Source organism: Microbacterium sp. NPDC055502, from assembly GCF_053643635.1.
On record NZ_JBSHKJ010000002.1, the window covers coordinates 337,998 to 359,241 of the forward strand.

Here is a 21,244-nt window from a genome sequence, read left to right on the forward strand (position 1 = left end):
GCGGGGGTGAGAGTATGCGGTTGTTCAGCGTAGGCGCAGGAACAGCGGCTGATCGCGCCGCGCAGGAACACGAGGACCACCCGTCCGCCCCCATCCCCATCGTCGGCCCCGGCGTCGGCGAGGCCATCCGGCTCCCGCTCGGGGAGACCGGCTTCGAGACCTTCCCGCTCATGCTCGGCGCCGCCGAGTTCGGGTGGAACGTCGACCTGGAGACCAGCCACGGCATCCTGGACCGCTACGCCGAGATCGGCGGGAACGCCATCCACACGGCCGACGGCTTCTCCGGTGGTCGCAGCGAGCACATCCTCGGACAGTGGCTGCGGTCGCGAGACCAGCGGGACCGGGTCGTGTTGAGCGTCCGCATCGGCGCTCACGCCGACAACCCCGGACTCGGCTCGGTCAACCTCGTCCGCGCCGTCGAGGGATCGCTGACGCGGTTGGGCGTGGAGCGCATCGATGTGCTGTACCTCGACGCGACGCTCGATGCGACGACCAACCTGGAAGACACGCTCGCGACGGTCGAGTGGCTGATGGAGGCCGGCAAGATCGGCGCCGTCGGTGCCTACGGACTGAGCCCGGAGCGACTCGTGGAAGCGCGCATCCTGGCCTCGGCCGGATACCCCCGCATCACGGTCATCGACGCGCCGTACAACCTCGTGCGGCGTCAGCCGTTCGAGGGCGACCTGCGGCTGGTGGCCGGAGCGCAGAACCTCGCGGTCACGCCCTCGCACGCTCTCGAGCACGGCTTCTTGTCGGGGCGTCACCGCAACAAGGCGCTCACCTCGCGCGGCGTGCGCGGGGAACAGCTGCGCGGCCACCTCAACCGGCGCGGCATCAAGATCCTCCGTGCACTCGACCAGGTGGCCGAGGAGCTCGGGGTGCCCGTGGCCGCGGTCTCGATCGCCTGGCTCCTGGCGCAGCGCACGGTGACCGCGCCGATCGTGAACACGTTCGCGGCCGAGCAGGTGGACGAGCTCATGCAGGGTGCGGGTGTGGCACTGTCACGGAGTCAGGTGGCCGAGCTCTCCCGCGCGGGCAACTGAACGTCGGCCCACCCGTGACATAGGGTGGAGGAGAGGTCCGGCGGGAGCTGGCGATGAAGCGAGCGAGCGAGTTGTGACGCACTACATATATCTGGTCAGACACGGTGAACATCAGGATGCCGAGCACGGCCTCGCCGACGGACCCCTGTCGCCGCGGGGCCAGCGGCAGGCGGAGCTGATCGCCGACCGCCTGTCCGGGCTTCCGCTCGATGCGGTCTGGCACTCGCCGCTCCTGCGGGCGAACGAGACGGCGAGGGCGATCGCCGGACGTCTTCCGTCGGTCGATCCCGAGCCGACGGCGCTCCTGTTCGACTGCGTGCCCACGGGCATGACGGAGGAGACGCCCTCGGTGTTCGAGCCGTTCTTCGGCTCCGTCACGGAGGCGGAGATCGAGGCCGGCCGCGCGCAGATGTCCGATGCGGTCAACGAGTTCCTGGTCCGCAAGACCGGCGAGGTGCACGAGGTGCTCATCACGCACAACTTCGTGATCTCGTGGTTCGTGCGCGAGGTGCTGGCGGCGCCGGAGTGGCGCTGGATGACGTTGAACCAGTCGCACTGCGGTCTCACCGTGATCGCGCAGAAGCAGGGGCGTCCGTGGACGCTGCTCACTCACAACGACACCGGACACCTGCCCGTGGAGTTGCGCACCGGGATCCCCGACGCGCTCCTCGTGTGACGCCGCGCCTCAGCGCGCCGCGGCTGCGGTCGCTCGCCCGGCCATAGGCTGGACGCATGACCACGAAGGTAGCCCTCGTCGGCGGAACCGGAAAGCTCGGGACGATCATCGGCTCGGTGATCGCGGAGCTCGACGGCTTCGCGGTGACCCGGGTCCTCGGTTCATCGAGCGATCTGTCGGAGTTGCAGGGGGCCGACCTCGTGGTGGATGCCTCCACGCCGCAGATCAGCGTCGACGTGGTGCGCACCGCGGTGGAGCAGGGCAGCAACGTGCTGGTGGCGACGTCGGGCTGGTCGGCCGAGCGCATCGCTCTGGTGCGTCCGCTGGTCGACGCGGCGGGGACGGGTGCGGTCTTCATCCCGAACTTCTCGCTGGGATCCGTGCTCGGCTCGGCGCTGGCCGCCGCTGCGGCACCGTTCTTCGGATCGGCGGAGATCATCGAGGCGCACCGCGAGACGAAGATCGATTCGCCCAGCGGCACGGCGGTCCGCACGGCCGAGCTGATCGCCGCGGCGCGGGCAGAGCAGGGTCCGGTCAGTGCGCCGCACGCGGATCAGCGGGCCCGCGGCCAGCAGGTCGCAAGCGTCCCGATTCATTCCCTCCGCCGTCCCGGCGTGATCGCGAAGCAGGAGGTGATCCTGTCGGGCCCTGGCGAGTCGCTCACCTTGACGCACGACACCACCGACTCGGCCCTCGCGTACGCCCCGGGCATCCGGCTCGCCGTGCCGTATGCCGCGTCGGCGACCGGAGTGGTCGTCGGGCTGGAGAACATGATCGACCTCGGTCTGCGCTCGTGATGTCGCGGATCGGCGTCGGCCTGATGGCGGCGGCGCTCCTGGTCTACCTGGCGGTGGCGGTGTGGCTGGCGGTGATGTTCATCTCCGTCGGCACCCCGGTGTCGATCGGCATGGGCATCACTCTCCTCGTGCTCGCCCCGCTCGGAGCCTGGGCGTTGGTCAGGGAGATGCTGTTCGGGTTCGGGGCCGACCGGCTCGGTCGGATCCTCGATGCCGAGGGGGGCATGCCGCCCGTGGAGACCGAGCTCACGCCCAGCGGCCGCCTGGCCCGGGCGGACGCGGATCCTCTGATCGCCCGCTACACCGAGGCCGCGGCGGCCGCTCCGAGCGACTGGCGCGCCCGCTACCGTCTCGGCGTGGTGCAGGACGCCGCCGGTCGACGCAAGGACGCGAGGGCGAGCATCCGCGAGGCGATCAGGCTCTTCCGCGCCTGAACCCGTCGTCGGATGCCCGCCGCCTGGACGATCAGGCGAGAGTGGCCTCGAGGGTGATGTCGATCCCGGCCAGCGCCTGCGACACCGGGCAGCCGGTCTTGGCGCCCTCGGCGATCTCCTGGAACGCGGCCGGGGTCAGGCCGGGCACCACGGCGTTCACGTTGAGATGGCTGCCGGTGATGCCGACACCGGGCTTGAACGTGACGGAGGCACTGGTGTTGACGCGCTCCGGGGGTGTGCCGTTCTCGGCGAGTGCGTGCGACAGCGCCATGCTGAAGCACGAGGCGTGGGCTGCGGCGATCAGCTCCTCCGGAGTGGTGGTGGTGTCGCTGCCTTCGCTGCGGGCCTTCCAGTCGAGCGGGAAGGTGCCGAGGTGCGACGACGAGAACGCGACCGTCCCCGATCCCTCGGTGAGCGATCCGGTCCACGTGGCGGCGGCTTCACTGGTGACGGGCATGGGGGTCCTCCGGTTCTCGCGCTGCGGGGTGAGCAGCGGCACTCCGGGCCAGCCTATCGAGCCGCCGGTCGCCGGGGAACCGGGTCAGGCGGGCCTCGTGTTCCGTCCGAGCAGGCCGGTGCGCTGGAGGACCAGGTAGAGCTGGCAGCCCAGGCAGAACGAGAACGCGGCGTTCAGGAACGCGGCGACGAAGGCCGCCGCGGTGGCGACCGGCAGCGCCCAGGGGACTCCCGTGAGGTGCAGGACGAGGCCGGCACCGACCACGACCAGCCCGACCCCCTGCGCGAACCGTGGAGGTCGCGGGTCCTCCAGCTCGGAGGGTGGCGCGAGGCGCGGGCGGACGACCCTGCGGAACAGCGCACCCCATGGAGTGGTCGGCGGTGACACGACGCTCCAGAGGAAGAGCAGCGCGATCACGAGCGCGACCAGGAAGCCGGGGTCGGTCAGTCGCTCGAGGGGTGAGGCGGCGACGATCGCCCAGTCGCCCGCGGGCTCGATCCGGTGGGTGGAGACGCCGGTCAGCGCCAGGAACGTGGCGATGAGCAGCAGGACGCTGGTGATCGTCGCGGCGAACCGTGGTCCTCGCGGGTCGATGCCGGCGGGAGCGGACATGGGACCTCCGGGTGTGGTCACGCCGCAGCGACGGCGTCAGTGAGGGCGTGCCGCTGCGGCACGCCGTGGAAACGGGCGACGACCTCGCCGCTGCCGTCCACCACGAGGGTGGTCGGGGTCTGCAGCACGCGGTAGCGGCTGGCGAGGTCGGGACGCGTGGTGAGGTCGATCTCGACGTGGCGCAGTCCGTCCTGTTCCGCGGCGTAGCTGCCCAGGAGTCGACGGACCTGCGGGCACTTCGCGCACAGCTCGGTGCTGAACTGCACGAGTGTCGCGCGTTGCCCGAGTGGAGTCCCCGCGTCGGACGGATCGAACCGGACGACTCCGGCGCGGCGCTGAGCGCCCTCGCGGTGGCGCAGCACGGCGCCCGCGACGACCGCGGCGCCGAGCAGCACCGTCACGACGGCGAGGGCGAGCACGGGCGACATGCGTCGAGACTAAGCGCGCGCGAGTCATGGGGGCGCGCATGTTTCCGCGGATGACGCCCCGGCGGCACAGCGCAGATCCGCCCTCGGGGCGAGCGGGCCGGGTATCCTGACTCCCATGAGCGCCCCCGTCCCGACCCCGTACGAAGACCTGCTCCGCGACGTCCTCGAGACGGGGACGCACAAGAGCGATCGCACCGGAACCGGGACCACCAGCGTCTTCGGCCGTCAGATCCGGTTCGACCTCTCCCAGGGCTTCCCGCTGATCACGACCAAGCGCGTGCACTTCAAGTCGATCGCCTACGAGCTGCTCTGGTTCCTCCGCGGCGACTCCAACGTCGGCTGGCTGCAGGAGAACGGCGTGACGATCTGGGACGAGTGGGCGGACGCGGAGGGTGACCTCGGACCCGTGTACGGCGTGCAATGGCGTTCGTGGCCCACCCCGGACGGGGGCAGCATCGACCAGCTGTCCGAGGTGATCGAGCAGATCCGTCGCACCCCGGACTCGCGACGCCTGATCGTGTCGGCGTGGAACCCCGCCGCCATCCCGGACATGGCTCTCGCGCCGTGTCACGCCCTGTTCCAGTTCTACGTGGCCGACGGCAAGCTCTCCTGCCAGCTGTACCAGCGCAGCGCCGACATGTTCCTCGGCGTGCCCTTCAACATCGCGTCCTATGCCCTGCTGACGATGATGATCGCGCAGCAGGTCGGGCTGGAACCGGGCGACTTCGTCTGGACGGGCGGCGACTGCCACGTGTACGACAACCACGTCGACCAGGTGCGCGAGCAGCTGACGAGGGAGCCCTTCCCGTATCCGACGCTGCGCTTCGCCCGCACCCCGGAATCGATCTTCGACTACCGCTACGAGGACTTCGTGGTGGAGGACTATCAGCACCACGCGCCGATCAGGGCGGCGGTGGCGGTATGACCTGGGTCGGGCTGATCTGGGCGCAGGCCCACGGCGGGGTGATCGGCGCCGAGGGCGGCATGCCGTGGCACGTTCCCGAAGATCTCGCGCACTTCAAGGAGATCACGCACGGAGCGCCCGTGATCATGGGGCGCAAGACCTGGGATTCGCTGCCCGAGCGGTTCCGGCCGCTCCCCGGGCGCGACAACCTCGTCGTCACGCGCCAGCAGGACTGGGCGGCGGACGGGGCCTTCCGTGCCGCGACCGTGGCCGAGGCCGTGCGCGGCCGCGACAGGGTGTGGATCATCGGAGGGGCGGAGATCTTCCGCCAGGTGATCGGCGACGCCGACAGGCTCGAGGTGACCGAGATCGACCTCGACGTCGACGGCGACGCGTTCGCGCCTCCGACGACGGGGTGGCGGCTCGTGGACGAGGGGGAGTGGCAGACCTCGCGCACGGGCGTGCGGTATCGCTTCCTGGGATACGAGCGCTGATGCCCACCGCACTCATCACGGGAGCGAGCGCCGGCCTCGGCGCGGAGTTCGCGCGTCAGCTCGCCCGACGTCGGGGAGACCTCATCCTGGTCGCCCGCTCGGCCGACGCGCTCGAGGCCCTCGCGGCGGAGCTGCGCAGCGAGTATGGCGTCGCGGTCGAGGTGCTCGTCGCCGACCTGTCGGAGGAGGAGGGCGTCTCGCGCGTCGCCGAGCGCCTGCGGGACACGTCCGATCCCGTCGATCTGCTCGTGAACAACGCCGGCTTCGGACTGCCGTTGCAGTTCGCGGACAACGACATCGACGACGAGGTGCGGCACCTGCGTGTCCACGTGGAGGCATCGATGCGCCTCATGCACGCCGCACTCCAGAGCATGCGCGGCCGCGGAGGACGCATCATCAACGTCGCGTCGGTCGCCGGGTTCATCTCCCGGTCGACGTACTCGGCATGCAAGGCGTGGCTGATCGGCTTCAGCCGCTGGGCGAACGCGGAGTACGCGCGCGACGGCGTGACGGTCACGGCGCTCTGCCCCGGCTTCACGCACACGTCCTTCCACGAGCGCATGGGCCTCGCGGTGGGGCAGGAGGGGGTTCCGGGTCTCCTGTGGCTCGACGCCCCGTCGGTGGTGCGCACCGGTCTTCGCGATGCCGCCCGTGGGAAGCCCGTGTCGATCCCATCGCTCCGCTACAAGGTCGTTGTCGCGGTCGCCCGCGTGCTCCCGCAGTCGCTGACCTCCGCCGTGGCGCGGCGCGGGCGCGTCTGAGGGTCTCAGCGGAAGCGTCCGAGCCGGATGCCGGCCAGGGCGAGGGCGGCGATGGTCTCTCCATCGGTGATCCGTCCATCCGTGGTCATCGCGAGGGCGTCGGCGAACGGCACCCACGAGACCGACTCGATGCCCTCCTCGGCCCGGGTGCCGGTCGCTTCGTCCACACGACGGATCGCGCGTGCCAGGAACACGTGCTCCGTCGCGACGGCGATCCCGTTGAGGGCGTTCATGGTGCCGAGCTCGGTCCAGTCGTCGGCCGTGTGACCGGTCTCCTCGAGGAACTCGCGGCGGGCGGCCACGAGCGGTTCTTCGCCGTCGGTGCCCCCCGCAGGGATCTCGAGCGACGGCCCCACGGTGTACCGGTCAAGAGTGACGAGGCAGACGCGGTCGTCGGCGTCGACCGCGACCACGAACACGGCGGGGTGCTGCATCTCGACGACGCCGTAGATCCCTCGGCCGCTCGGACCGGTGACCTGGTCCTCGCGTACGCGGATCCAGGGGTTCTCGTAGGCGAGGCGCGACGCGTGCGTGATCCATCCCATGGCGTGAGCCTAGGCGGCGCGGTCCGCGGCCGCGCCACGTGACCCGATACGCTGGTGTCATGACGCACTCGGGCAACCCTTTCGGACAGGTTCTCGTCGCGCTCGTCACTCCGATGACGGCCGACGGCGAAGTCGACTGGCCCGCCGTCGAGAAGCACATCGATGACGTGATCACCGCGGGAGCGGACGGCATCGTCGTGACGGGAACGACCGGCGAGACCTCGACCCTGACGGACCCCGAGAAGCTGAAGCTGGTCGAGGTCGGCAAGTCGGTCTCCGCCGGCCGCGCCAAGATCATCACCGGCGGTGGATCGAACGAGACCGCGCACGCGATCGAGCTCTACAAGGCCAGCGAGAAGGCCGGTGCCGACGGCATCATGATCGTCACGCCGTACTACAACAAGCCGACGCAGGCCGGCATCCTGACGCACTTCCGCCTCGTCGCGGACGCCACGGACCTTCCGGTCATCCTGTACGACATCCCCGGTCGTACGGGCGTTCCGATCAAGTACGAGACGATCCTCCGCCTCGCGAAGCACCCGAACATCCTCGCCGTGAAGGACGCCAAGGGAGACTTCTCCGAGGTGAGCCGCGTGCTCAACCAGACCGATCTGATGTACTTCTCGGGCGATGACGCGAACGTCCTGCCGCATCTCGCGATCGGTGCGACAGGGCTCATCGGGGTCACGGCCAACATCACGGCCACGCCCTACCGCACGATCGTGGATGCGGTGAACCGGGGCGACCTCGCCACCGCCACCGCCGAGCACAAGCGCCTCGAGCCTCTGGTGCGCGCCGTCATGACGCATGTCCCCGGCACGGTCGCGGCGAAGTACATCCTGCACGGGCTCGGTCGCATCTCGAGCCCGCGCGTCCGGCTGCCTCTGGTGGGCCCGGAGGAGTGGGAGGCCGCGCTGATCGAGGACGAGCTCGATCTGGTCGCCGGGGTTCCCGGTGCGGACTTCTCGAACTTCCGTCCCGACCGCAACGCGGCCGCGGGCGGCGCCCTGCCGAAGGTGCACGGCACGACGCGCTGAGTCGCGTCCCCATGAACGAACGGACGCGCGAAGTGTCCGACTGAGGAGACAGCATGTCCATTCCCCTGGCCGAACCGTCCGCTCTCGACGAAGGAACGCTGCGGGTCATCCCGGTCGGCGGCCTCGGCGAGGTCGGCCGCAACATGACCGTGTTCGAGTACGACGGCAAGATCCTGATCGTCGATTGCGGCGTGCTGTTCCCCGAGGAGCACCAGCCCGGCGTCGACCTGATCCTGCCCGACTTCGAGCCCATCCGCGACCGTCTCGACGACATCGTCGGCGTGGTGCTCACGCACGGGCACGAGGACCACATCGGCGCCGTGCCGTACCTGCTGCGCCTGAAGAGCGACATCCCCCTGATCGGCTCCGGCCTGACGCTCGCGCTCGTCGAGGCGAAGCTCAAGGAGCACCGCATCAAGGCGTTCACCCTCACCGTCAAGGAGGGGCAGAAGGAGAGGGTCGGGCCGTTCGACCTCGAGTTCGTGGCCGTCAACCACTCCATCCCCGACGCGCTCGCCGTCGCGATCCGCACGCCGGCGGGCATGGTGCTCGCGACGGGCGACTTCAAGATGGATCAGCTGCCGCTGGACGGCCGGATCACCGACCTGCGCGCGTTCTCGCGGCTGGGGGAGGAGGGCGTCGACCTCTTCCTCGTCGACTCCACGAACGCCGACGTCCCCGGGTTCACCCCGACCGAGCGCTCGATCGGGCCGGTCCTCGACCAGGTCATCGGCAAGGCCCCGCGCCGCGTCATCGTCGCCAGCTTCTCCAGCCACGTGCACCGCGTGCAGCAGGTGATCGACGCCGCGCACGCGCACGGACGGCGCGTCGCCTTCCTCGGTCGCAGCATGGTGCGCAACATGACCATCGCCGAGCAGCTCGGCTACCTCAAGGTGCCCGCGGGCGTGCTGATCGACTTCAAGAAGGCCCGCGACCTGCCCGACGAGCAGATCGTCTACATGTCGACGGGGTCGCAGGGCGAGCCGATGGCGGTGCTCAGCCGCATGGCGAACCTCGACCACGCGATCGAGGTGAGCGAGGGTGACACGGTCATCCTCGCCTCGAGCCTCATCCCCGGCAACGAGAACGCGGTCTACCGTGTGATCGACGGCCTCACGAAGCTCGGCGCGAACGTGGTCCACAAGGCGAACGCGCGGGTGCACGTGTCCGGCCACGCGGCGGCGGGCGAGCTGCTCTACTGCTACAACATCCTCAAGCCGAAGAACGTCCTCCCGGTGCACGGGGAGTACCGCCACCTGATCGCCAACGCCAAGCTCGCCCAGGACACGGGGATCCCGGAGGAGAACACGATCATCGCCTCCAACGGCACCGTGATCGACCTCAAGGACGGCGTGGCCCGCGTGAGCGGACAGCTCGATCTCGGGTTCGTGTATGTGGACGGCTCCACGGTGGGCGAGATCACCGACGCCGATCTGAAGGACCGGCGGATCCTGGGCGAGGAGGGGTTCATCTCGGTCATCGTCGTGGTGGACGCGGCGACCGGTCGCATCATCTCCGGCCCCGAGATCCACGCCCGCGGCGTGGCGGAGGACGACTCGGTCTTCGACGACGTCGCGCCGAAGATCGTCGCCGCGCTCAAGGAGGCTTCGGGCAACGGCGTGCGCGACACGCACGCCCTCTCCCAGGTCGTGCGCCGTACGATCGGCCGCTGGGTTAACCAGAAGCTCCGTCGCCGTCCGATGATCGTGCCCCTCGTCATCGAGGCCTGACCCCGGATAGCCGCGGAAAGCCGCGTCATTGCGCGGAGATGTCGGCTGTTGGACGTAGCGTGGGAGCATGGCCAGGAGCACCACGAAGACCGAGCGCGCGTCGACGACCGCGTCGTCGCGCCCCAAGCGGCAGTCGGCTTCCAAGGCGGCGCCGGCACCCAAGAAGTACGTCGACGAAGCGGACAAGCCTCCGGTCGCCGTCCGCGCCTGGAACGGCCTGGCGCACGCGGTCGGCGGGCTCTTCCGTGCGTTCGGGCCGGAGACGCTCGAGAAGGACGACCGTCGCGACGGCTTCCCGTTCTTCCTGGTGATCCTGGCGGTGCTGGGCGCCGTCAACGAGTGGTTCTTCATCGGCAACGAGATCGCGGCGAACATCAGCGCCTATTCGGTCGGTCTGTTCGTCGGCCGGGTCGCGTTCATCATGCCGGTGCTGTTGCTCCTCCTGGCCGGCTGGCTCTTCCGGCACCCCTCCTCCGTTCACGACAACGGGCGCATCGGGATCGGCTTCGGCCTGTTCGTGCTGGCGCTGTCGGCGATCTTCCATGTGGCCGGACCGCGGCCCCATCCGAACCAGGGGATGCCGGCTCTGAGCGAATCGGGCGGTCTCCTCGGCTGGCTCCTCGGACAGCCGGTCTCCTACCTCACCGACATCCCCGCCTACGTGCTGCTGTCGCTGCTGGTCGTCCTCAGCATCCTGATCCTGACCAAGACTCCGCCGAACCGCATCGGTTCGCGTCTCGGCGACCTCTACGCGTGGATGTTCGACGCGGAGCGCCCGGAGAAGCCGACGAAGGACGCGGCGGCGATCGACGAGGCCGACAAGGTCGACGATCCCGACGTGCTGCCCTGGTGGCGCCGGAACAAGACGGGCCGCGAGGAGGATCCGGACGAGGGGACGCTCGGTTCCGACGACATCACGGCACTGCTCACCACGAACGAGCCGACGCCCGCGTACGACCAGGCGATCACGGTCGCCAATCCTTCGGAGGCAGCCACTGAGGTGCTCTCCGACGTCCGGTCCATCGCCGACTCCCTCGCTGAGCAGCAGACCACGGCCCTCCTCGACGACGAGTCCGACACGGGCGAGATGCCCGAGCTCCCCGGGCTCGACGGCTTCGGTACCGAAGGGCCGGGGGAGCGGGGGCTACAGGCTCCGGTCGCTCCGTACACCCTGCCGTCGCCCGGCGTGCTCTCTGAGGGGCCGCCCTCGGTCGCGCGTTCCGACGCGAACGACCGCATCGTCGAGCAGATCACCAGCGTCCTCGACCAGTTCAAGGTCGACGCCAAGGTCACCGGCTTCTCCCGCGGCCCAACGGTCACGCAGTACGAGGTCGAGGTCGGCCACGGCGTCAAGGTCGAGAAGATCCTCCAGCTCAGCAACAACTTCGCCTACGCCGTCGCCTCGAACGACGTCCGCATCCTCTCTCCGATCCCTGGCAAGAGCGCGATCGGCATCGAGATCCCGAACACCGACCGGGAGACGGTCGCCCTCGGCGACGTGCTGCGTTCCGCCGCGGCCCAGAAGAGCACCCACCCGCTCACGATCGGCGTCGGCAAGGACGTGGGCGGCAACTTCGTCGTCGCGAACCTCGCCAAGATGCCGCACCTCCTCGTGGCCGGCTCCACCGGCTCGGGTAAGTCGAGCTTCGTGAACTCGATGATCACGAGTCTGCTGATGCGCGCTCGCCCGGCGGATGTGCGCATGGTGCTGATCGACCCGAAGCGCGTGGAGCTCACGAGCTATGCCGGGGTTCCGCACCTCATCACCCCCATCATCACGAACCCCAAGAAGGCGGCTGAGGCGCTGCAGTGGGTCGTGAAGGAGATGGACATGCGCTACGACGACCTCGCGTCGTTCGGCTTCCGTCACATCGACGACTTCAACCGGGCGGTCCGCGCCGGGGAGGTCGAGGTGCCGGTGGGCAGCGAGCGGGTGCTCAAGCCCTATCCGTACCTCCTCGTCGTGGTGGACGAGCTCGCCGACCTCATGATGGTCGCGCCGCGTGACGTCGAGGATTCGATCGTCCGCATCACCCAGCTGGCCCGTGCCTCCGGGATCCACCTCGTCCTCGCCACGCAGCGTCCGAGCGTCGACGTCGTCACCGGTCTCATCAAGGCCAACGTGCCGTCCCGGCTCGCGTTCGCGGTCACGAGCGTCACCGACAGCCGCGTGATCCTCGACAGCCCCGGCGCCGACAAGCTGATCGGTCAGGGAGACGCGCTCTTCTCGCCGATGGGCTCGTCGAAGCCCTTCCGCCTGCAGGGTGCGTGGGTGGACGAGAAGGAGATCGACGCCGTCGTCAAGCACGTCACGCGTCAGGCTCGACCGGAGTACCGCGCCGATGTGCAGGAGGCGATGGAGCCGAGCAAGAAGAAAGAGGTCGACGAGGACATCGGCGACGACCTCGAGCTCCTCCTCGCCGCGGCCGAGCTCATCATCTCGTCGCAGTTCGGATCCACGTCGATGCTGCAGCGCAAGCTCCGCGTCGGGTTCGCGAAGGCCGGCCGGCTCATGGATCTGCTCGAGTCGCGTGAGGTCGTCGGCCCGTCGGAGGGGTCGAAGGCCCGCGACGTGCTGGCCACCCCGGAGCAGCTGCCGCAGGTCATGGCCCGCCTTCGCGGTGAGGACGTGCCCGCGTCCGCTCCGAGCGCCGGCGCACCGGCCGCCGCACCTCCGTCGCCCGAGCGCGACCCGATCGCGGGGCAGTACGACGGGCTTCCGGTCGTGGAGGCGGAAGGCGATGAAGACGCCTGGGGCCTGACGGGACGCGACTGATGGCCATTTCCCGGCAGCTCCCCAACGCGATCACGGTGGCGCGGATCCCGCTCGCGGTGGTCTTCTTCGTTCTCCTGCTCCTCGGTGGCACCTATGGAATCCCGGATCCGGTGGTGCGTTGGATCGCCGGCATCCTCTTCATCGTGGCCATCTCGACCGACTGGGTCGACGGGTATCTCGCGCGTCGCTACGACATTGTGAGCGACTTCGGGAAGCTGTGGGATCCGATCGCCGACAAGCTCCTCACGGGGGCCGGCTTCATCGGGCTGGCCATTCTGGGCGAGGTCAACTGGTGGATCGTGATCGTGATCCTCGTCCGCGAGTGGGGGATCACGATCCATCGTCTGGTGGTCGCGAGCGAGCATGTCGTCGCTGCCGCCTGGATGGGCAAGATCAAGACCGCGTTCCAGGGCGTGGCCCTCGGCTGGGCGTTGTTGCCGCTTCACGTGTGGATCGGTCTCGGTCCGTGGACGACCATCACCTTCGTGCTCATGCTGATCGTGCTCGTCCTCACGGTGGTCAGCGGAATCGACTACATCGTGGCGCAGGTACGCGGTTCGCGACAGCAGTCATGACGTCGTTCACCCCTGAGATGGTCGTGGGCGCCCTGCGCGCGCGCGGCTGGACGCTCGGGGTCGCCGAGTCGCTGACCGGCGGCGCGGTCTGCGCGGCGCTGGTCGCCGTTCCCGGAGCCTCCGTCGTTCTCCTCGGCGGCGTGGTCGCGTATGCGACGCCGGTCAAGCATTCGCTGCTCGGGGTGGACGCCGAGCTGCTCGCGACACAGGGACCCGTCCATCCCGAGGTGGCGCGGCAGATGGCCGAGGGGGTTCGCCACGCCGTCGCCGTCGACGGACGGTCGGCGGACGTCGGTATCTCCACCACCGGGATCGCCGGGCCGCAGTCGCCGGACGGTCAGCCGGTCGGGACCGTCCATCTGGGCGTCGTCACTCCGAAGGGCACTCGCACGGAGGCGTTCGTCTTCGACGGCGACCGAGCGGCGGTACGCGCGCAGTCGGTGGCGATGCTGGTGCGAATGCTGGCTGAGGCGGTCGGGGAATACGAGCCGTCAGCCGAAGGTTGATACCGATGTGCTCACATTCAAACCACAGAGTGCAAGGGTAGATTCTGTGCAGGCCAGGAGGGCTAGACTGGCTGTCTCTTCGAGGGGAACCTCGATCGAACACATGGGGAGGAGGTTCCGATGATTCTTGTACGACAGGAAATCGGCGATGTGCTGAGGGACTTCCGCCTGCAGAAGGGGCGCACCCTCCGGCAGGTCGCAAGCAAGGCGTCCGTCGCGCTCGGCTACCTCAGCGAGGTCGAACGCGGACAGAAGGAGGCGTCGAGCGAGATCCTCGCCTCGGTCGCGGAGGCCCTCGACGTTCCCATCTCCACCATCATGCGCGAGGTCGGGGATCGCATCTCCGTCCTCGAGGGCATCCAGGTCTTCCCCGACGTCGTTCCCGACGATCTGGTCGCCTCGGTCGAGCCCGAGCTCTCGCTGCACTGACCACTCGGCCGGGTGACGATGCGACGTAGCGAATTCCTTCGCGCCGTCGACGCGGAGTTCCAGGCGCGAGGGCCGTCACTGGTGAACGACCTCAGTCTGACGGCGGTCAACGGCCGTACCGCGAGCGAAGCGCTGGCGGACGGCGTGCCGCCCCGGGAGATCTGGCTCGCTCTGTGCGAGGAGATGGATGTTCCGCTGTCTCGGCGGCACGGCGTCGGACGGCTGGAGCCGCGGAGCCGCTGAGTTGCTGCTCTCGTTCTCCGCGCTGTGCGGAACTCCGACACGCCGCGTTGCGCTGTTGTCGAAAATCTGTTCGAACCGGGCGTAGTCTTCTGCACAAGTGGTTTCGATGCCTGGATCATCACAGACCTCGGGTGGGCCGATGCAATGTCGGTGGCTCGTCCTAGCGTGAGGACCAGGCTGAAGAAGCCACACGCCTTGTCGGAGAGTTCCTTCCAGCCGGAAGAGCCGCGACAGCCTACAGGCGGCATCACACGCGCAGAAGGAGCACACCATGCCATCACCCGCCGACCGCGAGAAGTCCCTCGAGACCGCCCTCGCGCAGATCGACCGTCAGTTCGGAAAGGGCTCGGTCATGCGGCTGGGCAGCGATGAGCGCGCCCCCGTTGCAGTCATCCCCACCGGCTCCATCGCCCTCGACGTCGCCCTCGGGGTCGGAGGCCTGCCGCGTGGCCGCATCGTGGAGATCTACGGCCCGGAGTCCTCGGGTAAGACCACACTCACCCTGCACGCCATCGCCAATGCGCAGCGCGCGGGCGGTATCGCGGCGTTCATCGACGCGGAGCACGCGCTCGACCCCGACTACGCCGCGAAGCTGGGCGTCGACATCGATTCCCTGCTGGTGTCGCAGCCGGACACCGGTGAGCAGGCGCTGGAGATCGCCGACATGCTCGTGCGGTCCGGTGCCATCGATCTCATCGTCGTCGACTCGGTCGCGGCCCTCGTGCCGCGAGCCGAGATCGAGGGTGAGATGGGCGACTCCCACGTGGGTTTGCAGGCCCGGCTCATGTCGCAGGCGCTGCGCAAGCTGACGGGTGGGCTCAACCAGACCAACACCACGATGATCTTCATCAACCAGCTGCGCGAGAAGATCGGCGTCTTCTTCGGATCGCCCGAGACCACCGCCGGTGGAAAGGCGCTCAAGTTCTACGCCTCCGTGCGCATGGACATCCGACGGATCGAGACCCTCAAAGACGGAACCGACGCCGTCGGCAACCGTACGCGGGTCAAGATCGTCAAGAACAAGATGGCCCCGCCGTTCAAGCAGGCGGAGTTTGACATCCTCTACGGCGTGGGGATCTCTCGCGAGGGCAGCCTGATCGATTTCGGCGTGGAGCACGGGATCGTCAAGAAGTCTGGCTCGTGGTACACCTACGACGGCGACCAGCTGGGGCAGGGCAAGGAGAACGCGCGCACGTTCCTTCTCAACAACCCCGACATCGCCCTCGCCATCGAGACGCAGATCAAGCAGAAGCTCGGCATCGGTGCGCAGCCCGCGCCCGCGTCTGCGGACGAGCTCGCTGAGCGTCGCCCGGCCTGATGAACGAGCAGCGTGGGGGCGATCCGGAACGGATCGCCCCCATCATCCCGCTCTTCGGAGGGGCGCCATCTCGGCAGCCCTCACGACGGCCTACCCCGCCCGATCATTCGGGGGTGGACGCGCCGGCATCGACTGACGGCGCCGCGTCGTGGCGCTCGACCTGGCATCAGGCGCCGTCCGACTTCCCGCAGGAACCCGACGCGGGCACGCCGAGCGAACGGCATCCCGCACGCGGTCGACGCGGGCGATCGACAGCGGGCACCCCGGTCCCTCGGCTGCGCGCGATCGACGAGGGGACGCTCGGCGGGGCGGATGCCGAGCGGGGAGACGAGGACGGTCCCACCACGGAGGAGGTCCGTGTCGCGGCCGAAGAATCTCTGCTCCGCAAGCTTCGCACCCGCTCGTTGTCCGTCTCCGAAGCGCGCCTGGTCTTGAGAGGCCACGGGGTGGAGGCGAACGACGTCGACGACCTGATCGAGGATTTCTGCCGTCGCGGTTACCTCGACGACGCGGTGCTCGCCGAGATGCTCGTGACCTCGGGCGCCGAACGCAAGGGGCAGGGGCGTGTCGCGCTGTCCCGCGCGCTCGCCCAGCGCGGGATCCCGCGAGAGGTGATCCATGCGGCGCTGGAGGAACTCCCTGACGACGATGCGGAGCGGGCGCTGGAGTTCGCTCGCACCAAGGCGCGGTCTCTCAGCCGACTCGACGCCGACACGGCGCTTCGTCGCCTCACGGGTCAGCTGGCGCGGCGTGGTTATGCCGGATCGGTCGCGATGACCGCCGCCAAGACGGCGCTGCGCGAGGCGTCGTCCGGTGGTTCCGGGTCCGGCGTGCGCTTCGTGGATTCCGACTGAGGGCGCCGCCCTGAGCGCGGTGACGGGGCTCGTACAATGGACAGATCATGACTATCCCCCGCAGTGAACCGACGATCATCAGCGCCTCATCGGCGGCCGTCGACGACGACGGGCGACAGCGATCGTATGAGGTGCGTACCTTCGGGTGCCAGATGAACGTGCACGACTCCGAGCGGCTGTCCGGTTCGCTCGAGAGCGCGGGCTACGTCCCTGCGCCCGCGGGCAGTGAAGCCGACGTCGTCATCATCAACACCTGCGCCGTGCGCGACAATGCGGCGGGCAAGTTGTACGGCACTCTCGGACACCTCGCCGCGGTGAAGCGTCGGAAGGCGGGCATGCAGATCGCCGTCGGTGGCTGTCTCGCACAGATGGACAAGCAGGCGGTGCTCGACAAGGCGCCGTGGGTCGATGTCGTCTTCGGAACGCACAACATGGGCTCCCTGCCCGGCCTCCTCGAGCGCGCCCGCCACAACGGAGACGCGGAGCTGGAGATCCTCGAGTCGCTCGAGGTGTTCCCGTCCACGCTTCCGACCAAGCGCGACTCCGCCCACAGCGGTTGGGTGTCGATCTCGGTCGGCTGCAACAACACCTGCACGTTCTGCATCGTTCCGAGCCTTCGTGGCAAGGAGAAGGACCGCCGCCCGGGCGACATCCTCAACGAGATCCGGCTGCTGGTCGAGGACGGCGCGATCGAGGTCACCCTGCTCGGCCAGAACGTCAACTCGTATGGTGTGGAGTTCGGAGACCGCCAGGCCTTCGGCAAGCTGCTGCGCGCGGCCGGGCAGATCGAGGGCCTGGAGCGGATCCGATTCACGAGTCCGCATCCGGCCGCCTTCACCGACGACGTGATCGACGCGATGGCCGAGACACCGAGCGTGATGCCGCAGCTGCACATGCCGCTCCAGTCGGGTAGCGACCGCATCCTCAAGGCCATGCGGCGTTCGTACCGCAGCGAGCGTTTCCTGGGCATCCTCGATCGGGTGCGGGCACGCATCCCGCACGCGGCCATCACGACCGACATCATCGTCGGGTTCCCGGGTGAGACCGAGGAGGACTTCGAAGACACGATGCGGGTGGTCGAGCAGGCGCGCTTCTCCGGAGCCTTCACGTTCCAGTACTCGATCCGGGAGGGCACACCGGCGGCGACGATGGCGGATCAGGTTCCGAAGGCCGTGGTGCAGGCCCGCTACGATCGCTTGATCGCACTGCAGGAGCGCATCTCGCTGGAAGAGAACCAGAAGCAGGTCGGCCGCGAGATCGAGGTGCTCGTGTCCACCGGGGAGGGCAAGAAGGACGCCGAGACCCACCGCCTGACGGGCCGAGGCGAGGACAACCGTCTCGTGCACTTCGAGGTCCCGCCGGGGTCGGAGCTTCCGCGCCCGGGTGACGTCGTCACGGTGACGGTCACGCACGCCGCGCCGTTCCACCTGCTGGCCGATGACCCCACCGGCGCGCCTCTGCACATCCGCCGGACACGGGGCGGAGATGCCTGGGACCGCTCGCAGGCGGAGTCGTGCGCGGTGCCGTCACCGAGTGCGAGCGGGTCGAGCGCCGTGTCGCTCGGGCTTCCGACGCTGCGCGTCGGCGTGTGACCGCGCCGCGACTCTGGGCGATCGTCGGTGCCACGGGCACGGGCAAGAGCGACCTCGCCCTGGACCTGGCCGAAGCCCTGCGGCGTCAGGGCAACCCGGCCGAGATCATCAACGCCGACGCGATGCAGGTGTATCGCGGCATGGACATCGGCACGGCGAAGTTGCCGATCGCCGACCGTCGTGGCATTCCCCATCATCTCCTCGACGTGCGAGAGGTCACGCAGGATGCTGCTGCCGCTTGGTATCAGCCGCTGGCGCGTGCGGCGGTGCGCGACATCCAGGAGCGCGGCGGAGACGCCATCCTGGTCGGCGGCTCGGGTCTGTACGTCTCCAGCGTGATCTTCGACTTCGACTTCCCGCCGCGAGACCCGGCGGTGCGGAGGCGGCTGGAGCTCGAGTTCGAGGCCGAGGGGATCACGCCGTTGCTCGAGCGACTGCGGCTCCTCGATCCGACCACGGCGGAGCGCGTTGACCCCAGGAACAGCCGACGGGTCATCCGTGCGCTCGAAGTGGTGGAACAGGGGAGTGCTACGCACGGGGCAGCGCTTCCCGATGCGCCGACGCTGTGGATGCCGCAGACGCGGATCATCGGCCTGCGCCTGGACCGCGAGCCGCTCGTGCGCCGGCTGAACGACCGGGTCGACCGCATGTGGGCGCAGGGGCTGGTGGCGGAGGCCGAGAGTCTCCGTGGGCGTGGCCTGGAGGGCGGCACCACGGCTTCCCGCGCGATCGGCTACGCCCAGGCGCTGGGACAGTTGGACGGCCGGCTCACGGAGGCGGAGGCGATCGCGGAGACGCAGGCCCTCACCCGCCGGTACGCCCGCCGTCAGGTGTCGTGGTTCAAGCGTTACCCGCAGCTCGAGTGGCACGACGTGCCGACCTCCGCGGAGCAGCTTCTCGCCGACTGACGAGTGTCGGTGCCCGGTGCAAGACTGCGCGCATGGCCACTCACTTCTACACCGCCTCCAGTCTCGATGGGTTCATCGCCACGCTCGACCATTCACTCGACTGGCTGCTGAGCCAGGACATCGATCTGGAGGGGCCGATGGCGTACCCGTCGTTCGAGAAGAACGTCGGCGCCCTCGTGATGGGGGCGTCCACCTACGAATGGGTGATGCGGCACGAGGAGGGACGGTGGGGGTACACCCAGCCGACGTGGGTGCTCACGCACCGCGACCTCGAGCTGCCCACGGGGGCGGCCGTCGAACTCACCAGCGACTCCGTGAGCGAAGTGCATGCCCGCGCGGTGGCGGCGGCGGAAGGTCGCGATGTCTGGATCGTCGGCGGGGGAGACGTCGCCGGGCAGTTCGCCGACGCCGGGCTTCTCGACGAGGTCTGGGTGCAATACGCCCCGGTCACCCTCGGGTCAGGTGCACCGCTTCTTCCTCGTCGACTCGATCTGGAGTTGCTCGAGGTCGCGCGCAACCGCAGCTTCCTGTGCGGGCGCTATCGCGTCGTCCGCGACGAGGGGGGAACGAACCGTCCCTAGACTGGGAGCATGGTCGCATTCACCAAGGGGCACGGCACCGGCAACGACTTCATCATCATCGCCGACCCCGATGGGCAGCTGCCTCTGTCACAGGAGCAGGTGGCTGTGCTCTGCGACCGCCACTTCGGCATCGGCGCAGACGGGGTCCTGCGGGTCGTCCGCTCTGCGTCCCTTCCGGAGGGCGCTGCGGCGCTGGCGGAAGAGCCCGCCGCGGAGTGGTTCATGGACTATCGCAACGCCGACGGCTCGGTCGCGGAGATGTGCGGCAACGGGATCCGCGTGTTCGTGCACTATCTGGTGCGTTCCGGTCTCGCGAGTATCGAGCAGGGCGCGACGCTGCCGATCGGTACCAGGGCCGGAGTGCGCGACGTGACCCGCAGCGCGAACGGCTACCAGGTCGACCTCGGGGCGTGGCGCCTGTCGGGCGACGACCCACTCGTCCGTGCGGATGGGCTCACCGTGACCCGCCCCGGCCTCGGCATCGATCTGGGCAACCCGCACGTCGTTGTCGCGCTGGCATCCGAGGCCGAACTCGCGCTGCTCGAGCTCACGCGTGCACCCGAGCTCGAACCCGCCCTTCCTGCGGGCGCCAACGTCGAGTTCGTCGTCCCGGGTGAACCCCTGGTCCGCGACGGCATCGGCCATGTGCGCATGCGGGTCTCCGAGCGCGGTGTCGGCGAGACGCTCAGCTGCGGAACCGGTGTCGCGGCGACGGCCCTCGCCGTGCGGTACTGGGCGGGTGCGCAGGCGCCGAACAACTGGCAGGTCGAGGTGCCCGGTGGCACACTGGCCGTGCGGATGTTCCCGGCGGAGGACGGCGAGCACGTCGCGCTCTCCGGGCCTGCGCAGCTGGTCTTCCAGGGCGAGATCGACCTGCTCTGAGGCGCGGATCAGACCAGCGCGATCGGCTCCGTCGGTGGCGTGCCGTGCTTGCGCACCTTCAGGATGCGGTAGCCCTTGCCGGTCGCGGTGCGGAAGACGCTGAAGCCGGGGTGGAACGTGCTGGCGATCCACCGCTGCAGGGAGTCGGCACCCAGATTGCGCTGCACCACGAGCCAGGCATCGCTGCGCTCGTCGAGCCGGGGGATCCACCGTTCGAGAAGCCCGTGGAGCTCGTTCTTCCCCACGCGGATCGGCGGGTTGGAGCGGATGGTGCGGAAGGTCACGTCGTCGGGAACATCTCCGGGCAGCGCGGCGTTGACATTGGTGAGGCCGAGCGCGGAAGCATTGCGACGCACGAGGTCGAGCGCACGTTCATTCACGTCCACCGCCCAGACGGTGGCGTGCGGTGAAGCCAGAGCCATCGACAGGGCGATGGGTCCCCAGCCGCTGCCGAGGTCGAGAAGATGGCCGCCGGGTGGAACGGGCGGAGTGTTGGCGAGAAGGACCGCGGTTCCGGCATCGAGCCGATCCGGGCTGAAGACCCCACCGGCGGTGGTCATCTCCAGCTCGCGCCCTGCCAGGGATACACGGATCGTGCGCAGGTTCTCGGGGCTTGCCGGGGCCGCAGTGAAGTAGTGGTCGGACCCCATACGGTGAGCGTA

General features: G+C 69.1%; 25 protein-coding genes. 20 read left to right on the forward strand and 5 right to left on the reverse strand.

The window, feature by feature from the left end; genetic code table 11:
* Nucleotides 1–14 precede the first annotated feature (14 nt).
* From ACWH95_RS12585 to ACWH95_RS12600, 4 genes are all read left to right on the forward strand, one after another.
* Nucleotides 15–1,043 (forward strand): aldo/keto reductase, encoded by a 1,029-nt coding sequence (locus tag ACWH95_RS12585; protein WP_136035041.1) that lies wholly within the window; start codon nucleotides 15–17, stop codon nucleotides 1,041–1,043.
* A 73-nt stretch (nucleotides 1,044–1,116) separates the two neighbouring features.
* Entirely contained in the window at nucleotides 1,117–1,719 is a 603-nt protein-coding gene (locus tag ACWH95_RS12590; RefSeq protein ID WP_136035039.1) for a histidine phosphatase family protein, read from the forward strand.
* 56 nt (nucleotides 1,720–1,775) lie between these two features.
* Nucleotides 1,776–2,516, forward strand: coding sequence for a 4-hydroxy-tetrahydrodipicolinate reductase (gene dapB / locus ACWH95_RS12595; protein WP_136035037.1), 741 nt, complete (start codon nucleotides 1,776–1,778; stop codon nucleotides 2,514–2,516).
* Nucleotides 2,516–2,950, forward strand: coding sequence for a hypothetical protein (locus ACWH95_RS12600; protein ID WP_136035035.1), 435 nt, complete (start codon nucleotides 2,516–2,518; stop codon nucleotides 2,948–2,950). Before dapB ends, ACWH95_RS12600 begins: the two co-directional genes overlap by 1 nt.
* Nucleotides 2,951–2,981: 31 nt before the next feature.
* Here the strand turns inward: ACWH95_RS12600 and ACWH95_RS12605 are convergent, their stop codons facing one another.
* From ACWH95_RS12605 to ACWH95_RS12615, 3 genes are all read right to left on the reverse strand, one after another.
* Nucleotides 2,982–3,407, reverse strand: a complete 426-nt coding sequence (locus ACWH95_RS12605; protein WP_136035033.1) for an OsmC family peroxiredoxin — start codon at nucleotides 3,405–3,407, stop codon at nucleotides 2,982–2,984.
* Between the two features lie 84 nt (nucleotides 3,408–3,491).
* Nucleotides 3,492–4,019, reverse strand: a complete 528-nt coding sequence (locus ACWH95_RS12610; protein ID WP_454120754.1) for a DUF4395 domain-containing protein — start codon at nucleotides 4,017–4,019, stop codon at nucleotides 3,492–3,494.
* A 17-nt stretch (nucleotides 4,020–4,036) separates the two neighbouring features.
* Nucleotides 4,037–4,447, reverse strand: coding sequence for a thioredoxin family protein (locus tag ACWH95_RS12615; protein WP_454120755.1), 411 nt, complete (start codon nucleotides 4,445–4,447; stop codon nucleotides 4,037–4,039).
* 115 nt (nucleotides 4,448–4,562) lie between these two features.
* Here ACWH95_RS12615 and ACWH95_RS12620 point away from each other — a divergent pair, with 115 nt between their 5' ends.
* From ACWH95_RS12620 to ACWH95_RS12630, 3 genes are read left to right on the forward strand one after another with little or no spacing between them, the layout of a single operon-like run.
* A complete protein-coding gene (locus ACWH95_RS12620; RefSeq protein ID WP_136036716.1) occupies nucleotides 4,563–5,372 on the forward strand; it encodes a thymidylate synthase in 810 nt (269 codons plus the stop codon).
* Nucleotides 5,369–5,845 carry a dihydrofolate reductase gene (locus tag ACWH95_RS12625; protein ID WP_454120756.1) on the forward strand — a complete coding sequence of 159 codons (477 nt, stop codon included), beginning with the start codon at nucleotides 5,369–5,371 and terminating at the stop codon, nucleotides 5,843–5,845. Before ACWH95_RS12620 ends, ACWH95_RS12625 begins: the two co-directional genes overlap by 4 nt.
* Nucleotides 5,845–6,606 (forward strand): SDR family NAD(P)-dependent oxidoreductase, encoded by a 762-nt coding sequence (locus ACWH95_RS12630; protein WP_136035024.1) that lies wholly within the window; start codon nucleotides 5,845–5,847, stop codon nucleotides 6,604–6,606. The genes ACWH95_RS12625 and ACWH95_RS12630 overlap by 1 nt, the downstream gene beginning before the upstream one ends.
* A 5-nt stretch (nucleotides 6,607–6,611) precedes the next feature.
* Here ACWH95_RS12630 and ACWH95_RS12635 read toward each other — a convergent pair whose 3' ends face one another.
* Nucleotides 6,612–7,151 (reverse strand): NUDIX domain-containing protein, encoded by a 540-nt coding sequence (locus ACWH95_RS12635; RefSeq protein WP_454120757.1) that lies wholly within the window; start codon nucleotides 7,149–7,151, stop codon nucleotides 6,612–6,614.
* A gap of 59 nt (nucleotides 7,152–7,210) precedes the next feature.
* Between ACWH95_RS12635 and dapA the strand changes: the two genes are divergently transcribed.
* The 13 genes from dapA to dapF all read left to right on the forward strand — a co-directional run bounded on the left by dapA (nucleotide 7,211) and on the right by dapF (nucleotide 20,582).
* Nucleotides 7,211–8,188, forward strand: a complete 978-nt coding sequence (gene dapA, locus ACWH95_RS12640) for a 4-hydroxy-tetrahydrodipicolinate synthase (RefSeq protein ID WP_136035020.1) — start codon at nucleotides 7,211–7,213, stop codon at nucleotides 8,186–8,188.
* A 53-nt stretch (nucleotides 8,189–8,241) separates the two neighbouring features.
* Nucleotides 8,242–9,918, forward strand: a complete 1,677-nt coding sequence (locus ACWH95_RS12645; protein WP_136035018.1) for a ribonuclease J — start codon at nucleotides 8,242–8,244, stop codon at nucleotides 9,916–9,918.
* A gap of 67 nt (nucleotides 9,919–9,985) precedes the next feature.
* Nucleotides 9,986–12,694, forward strand: a complete 2,709-nt coding sequence (locus ACWH95_RS12650; RefSeq protein WP_454120758.1) for a DNA translocase FtsK — start codon at nucleotides 9,986–9,988, stop codon at nucleotides 12,692–12,694.
* On the forward strand, nucleotides 12,694–13,269 hold the full coding sequence (pgsA, locus tag ACWH95_RS12655) for a CDP-diacylglycerol--glycerol-3-phosphate 3-phosphatidyltransferase (RefSeq protein ID WP_454120759.1): 576 nt from the start codon (nucleotides 12,694–12,696) through the stop codon (nucleotides 13,267–13,269). The genes ACWH95_RS12650 and pgsA overlap by 1 nt, the downstream gene beginning before the upstream one ends.
* Entirely contained in the window at nucleotides 13,266–13,775 is a 510-nt protein-coding gene (locus ACWH95_RS12660; RefSeq protein WP_454120760.1) for a CinA family protein, read from the forward strand. Before pgsA ends, ACWH95_RS12660 begins: the two co-directional genes overlap by 4 nt.
* A gap of 120 nt (nucleotides 13,776–13,895) precedes the next feature.
* Nucleotides 13,896–14,204, forward strand: a complete 309-nt coding sequence (locus ACWH95_RS12665; RefSeq protein WP_136036724.1) for a helix-turn-helix domain-containing protein — start codon at nucleotides 13,896–13,898, stop codon at nucleotides 14,202–14,204.
* Nucleotides 14,205–14,222: 18 nt separating this feature from the next.
* Nucleotides 14,223–14,447, forward strand: coding sequence for a DUF3046 domain-containing protein (locus ACWH95_RS12670; protein WP_136035009.1), 225 nt, complete (start codon nucleotides 14,223–14,225; stop codon nucleotides 14,445–14,447).
* Nucleotides 14,448–14,718: 271 nt separating this feature from the next.
* On the forward strand, nucleotides 14,719–15,765 hold the full coding sequence (gene recA / locus ACWH95_RS12675; RefSeq protein ID WP_136035007.1) for a recombinase RecA: 1,047 nt from the start codon (nucleotides 14,719–14,721) through the stop codon (nucleotides 15,763–15,765).
* A gap of 113 nt (nucleotides 15,766–15,878) precedes the next feature.
* The gene (locus ACWH95_RS12680) at nucleotides 15,879–16,619 is read left to right on the forward strand and encodes a regulatory protein RecX (RefSeq protein WP_240745394.1); all 741 of its coding nucleotides are present in this window, start codon (nucleotides 15,879–15,881) and stop codon (nucleotides 16,617–16,619) included.
* Between the two features lie 47 nt (nucleotides 16,620–16,666).
* Nucleotides 16,667–18,211, forward strand: coding sequence for a tRNA (N6-isopentenyl adenosine(37)-C2)-methylthiotransferase MiaB (gene miaB / locus ACWH95_RS12685; protein WP_454120761.1), 1,545 nt, complete (start codon nucleotides 16,667–16,669; stop codon nucleotides 18,209–18,211).
* Nucleotides 18,208–19,119, forward strand: coding sequence for a tRNA (adenosine(37)-N6)-dimethylallyltransferase MiaA (gene miaA / locus ACWH95_RS12690; RefSeq protein WP_454120762.1), 912 nt, complete (start codon nucleotides 18,208–18,210; stop codon nucleotides 19,117–19,119). Before miaB ends, miaA begins: the two co-directional genes overlap by 4 nt.
* A gap of 32 nt (nucleotides 19,120–19,151) precedes the next feature.
* A complete protein-coding gene (locus ACWH95_RS12695; protein ID WP_136034998.1) occupies nucleotides 19,152–19,700 on the forward strand; it encodes a dihydrofolate reductase family protein in 549 nt (182 codons plus the stop codon).
* A 9-nt stretch (nucleotides 19,701–19,709) separates the two neighbouring features.
* Nucleotides 19,710–20,582 carry a diaminopimelate epimerase gene (gene dapF / locus ACWH95_RS12700; protein WP_136034996.1) on the forward strand — a complete coding sequence of 291 codons (873 nt, stop codon included), beginning with the start codon at nucleotides 19,710–19,712 and terminating at the stop codon, nucleotides 20,580–20,582.
* An 8-nt stretch (nucleotides 20,583–20,590) separates the two neighbouring features.
* Here the strand turns inward: dapF and ACWH95_RS12705 are convergent, their stop codons facing one another.
* Entirely contained in the window at nucleotides 20,591–21,232 is a 642-nt protein-coding gene (locus ACWH95_RS12705; protein ID WP_136034994.1) for a class I SAM-dependent methyltransferase, read from the reverse strand.
* Nucleotides 21,233–21,244: the final 12 nt, after the last annotated feature.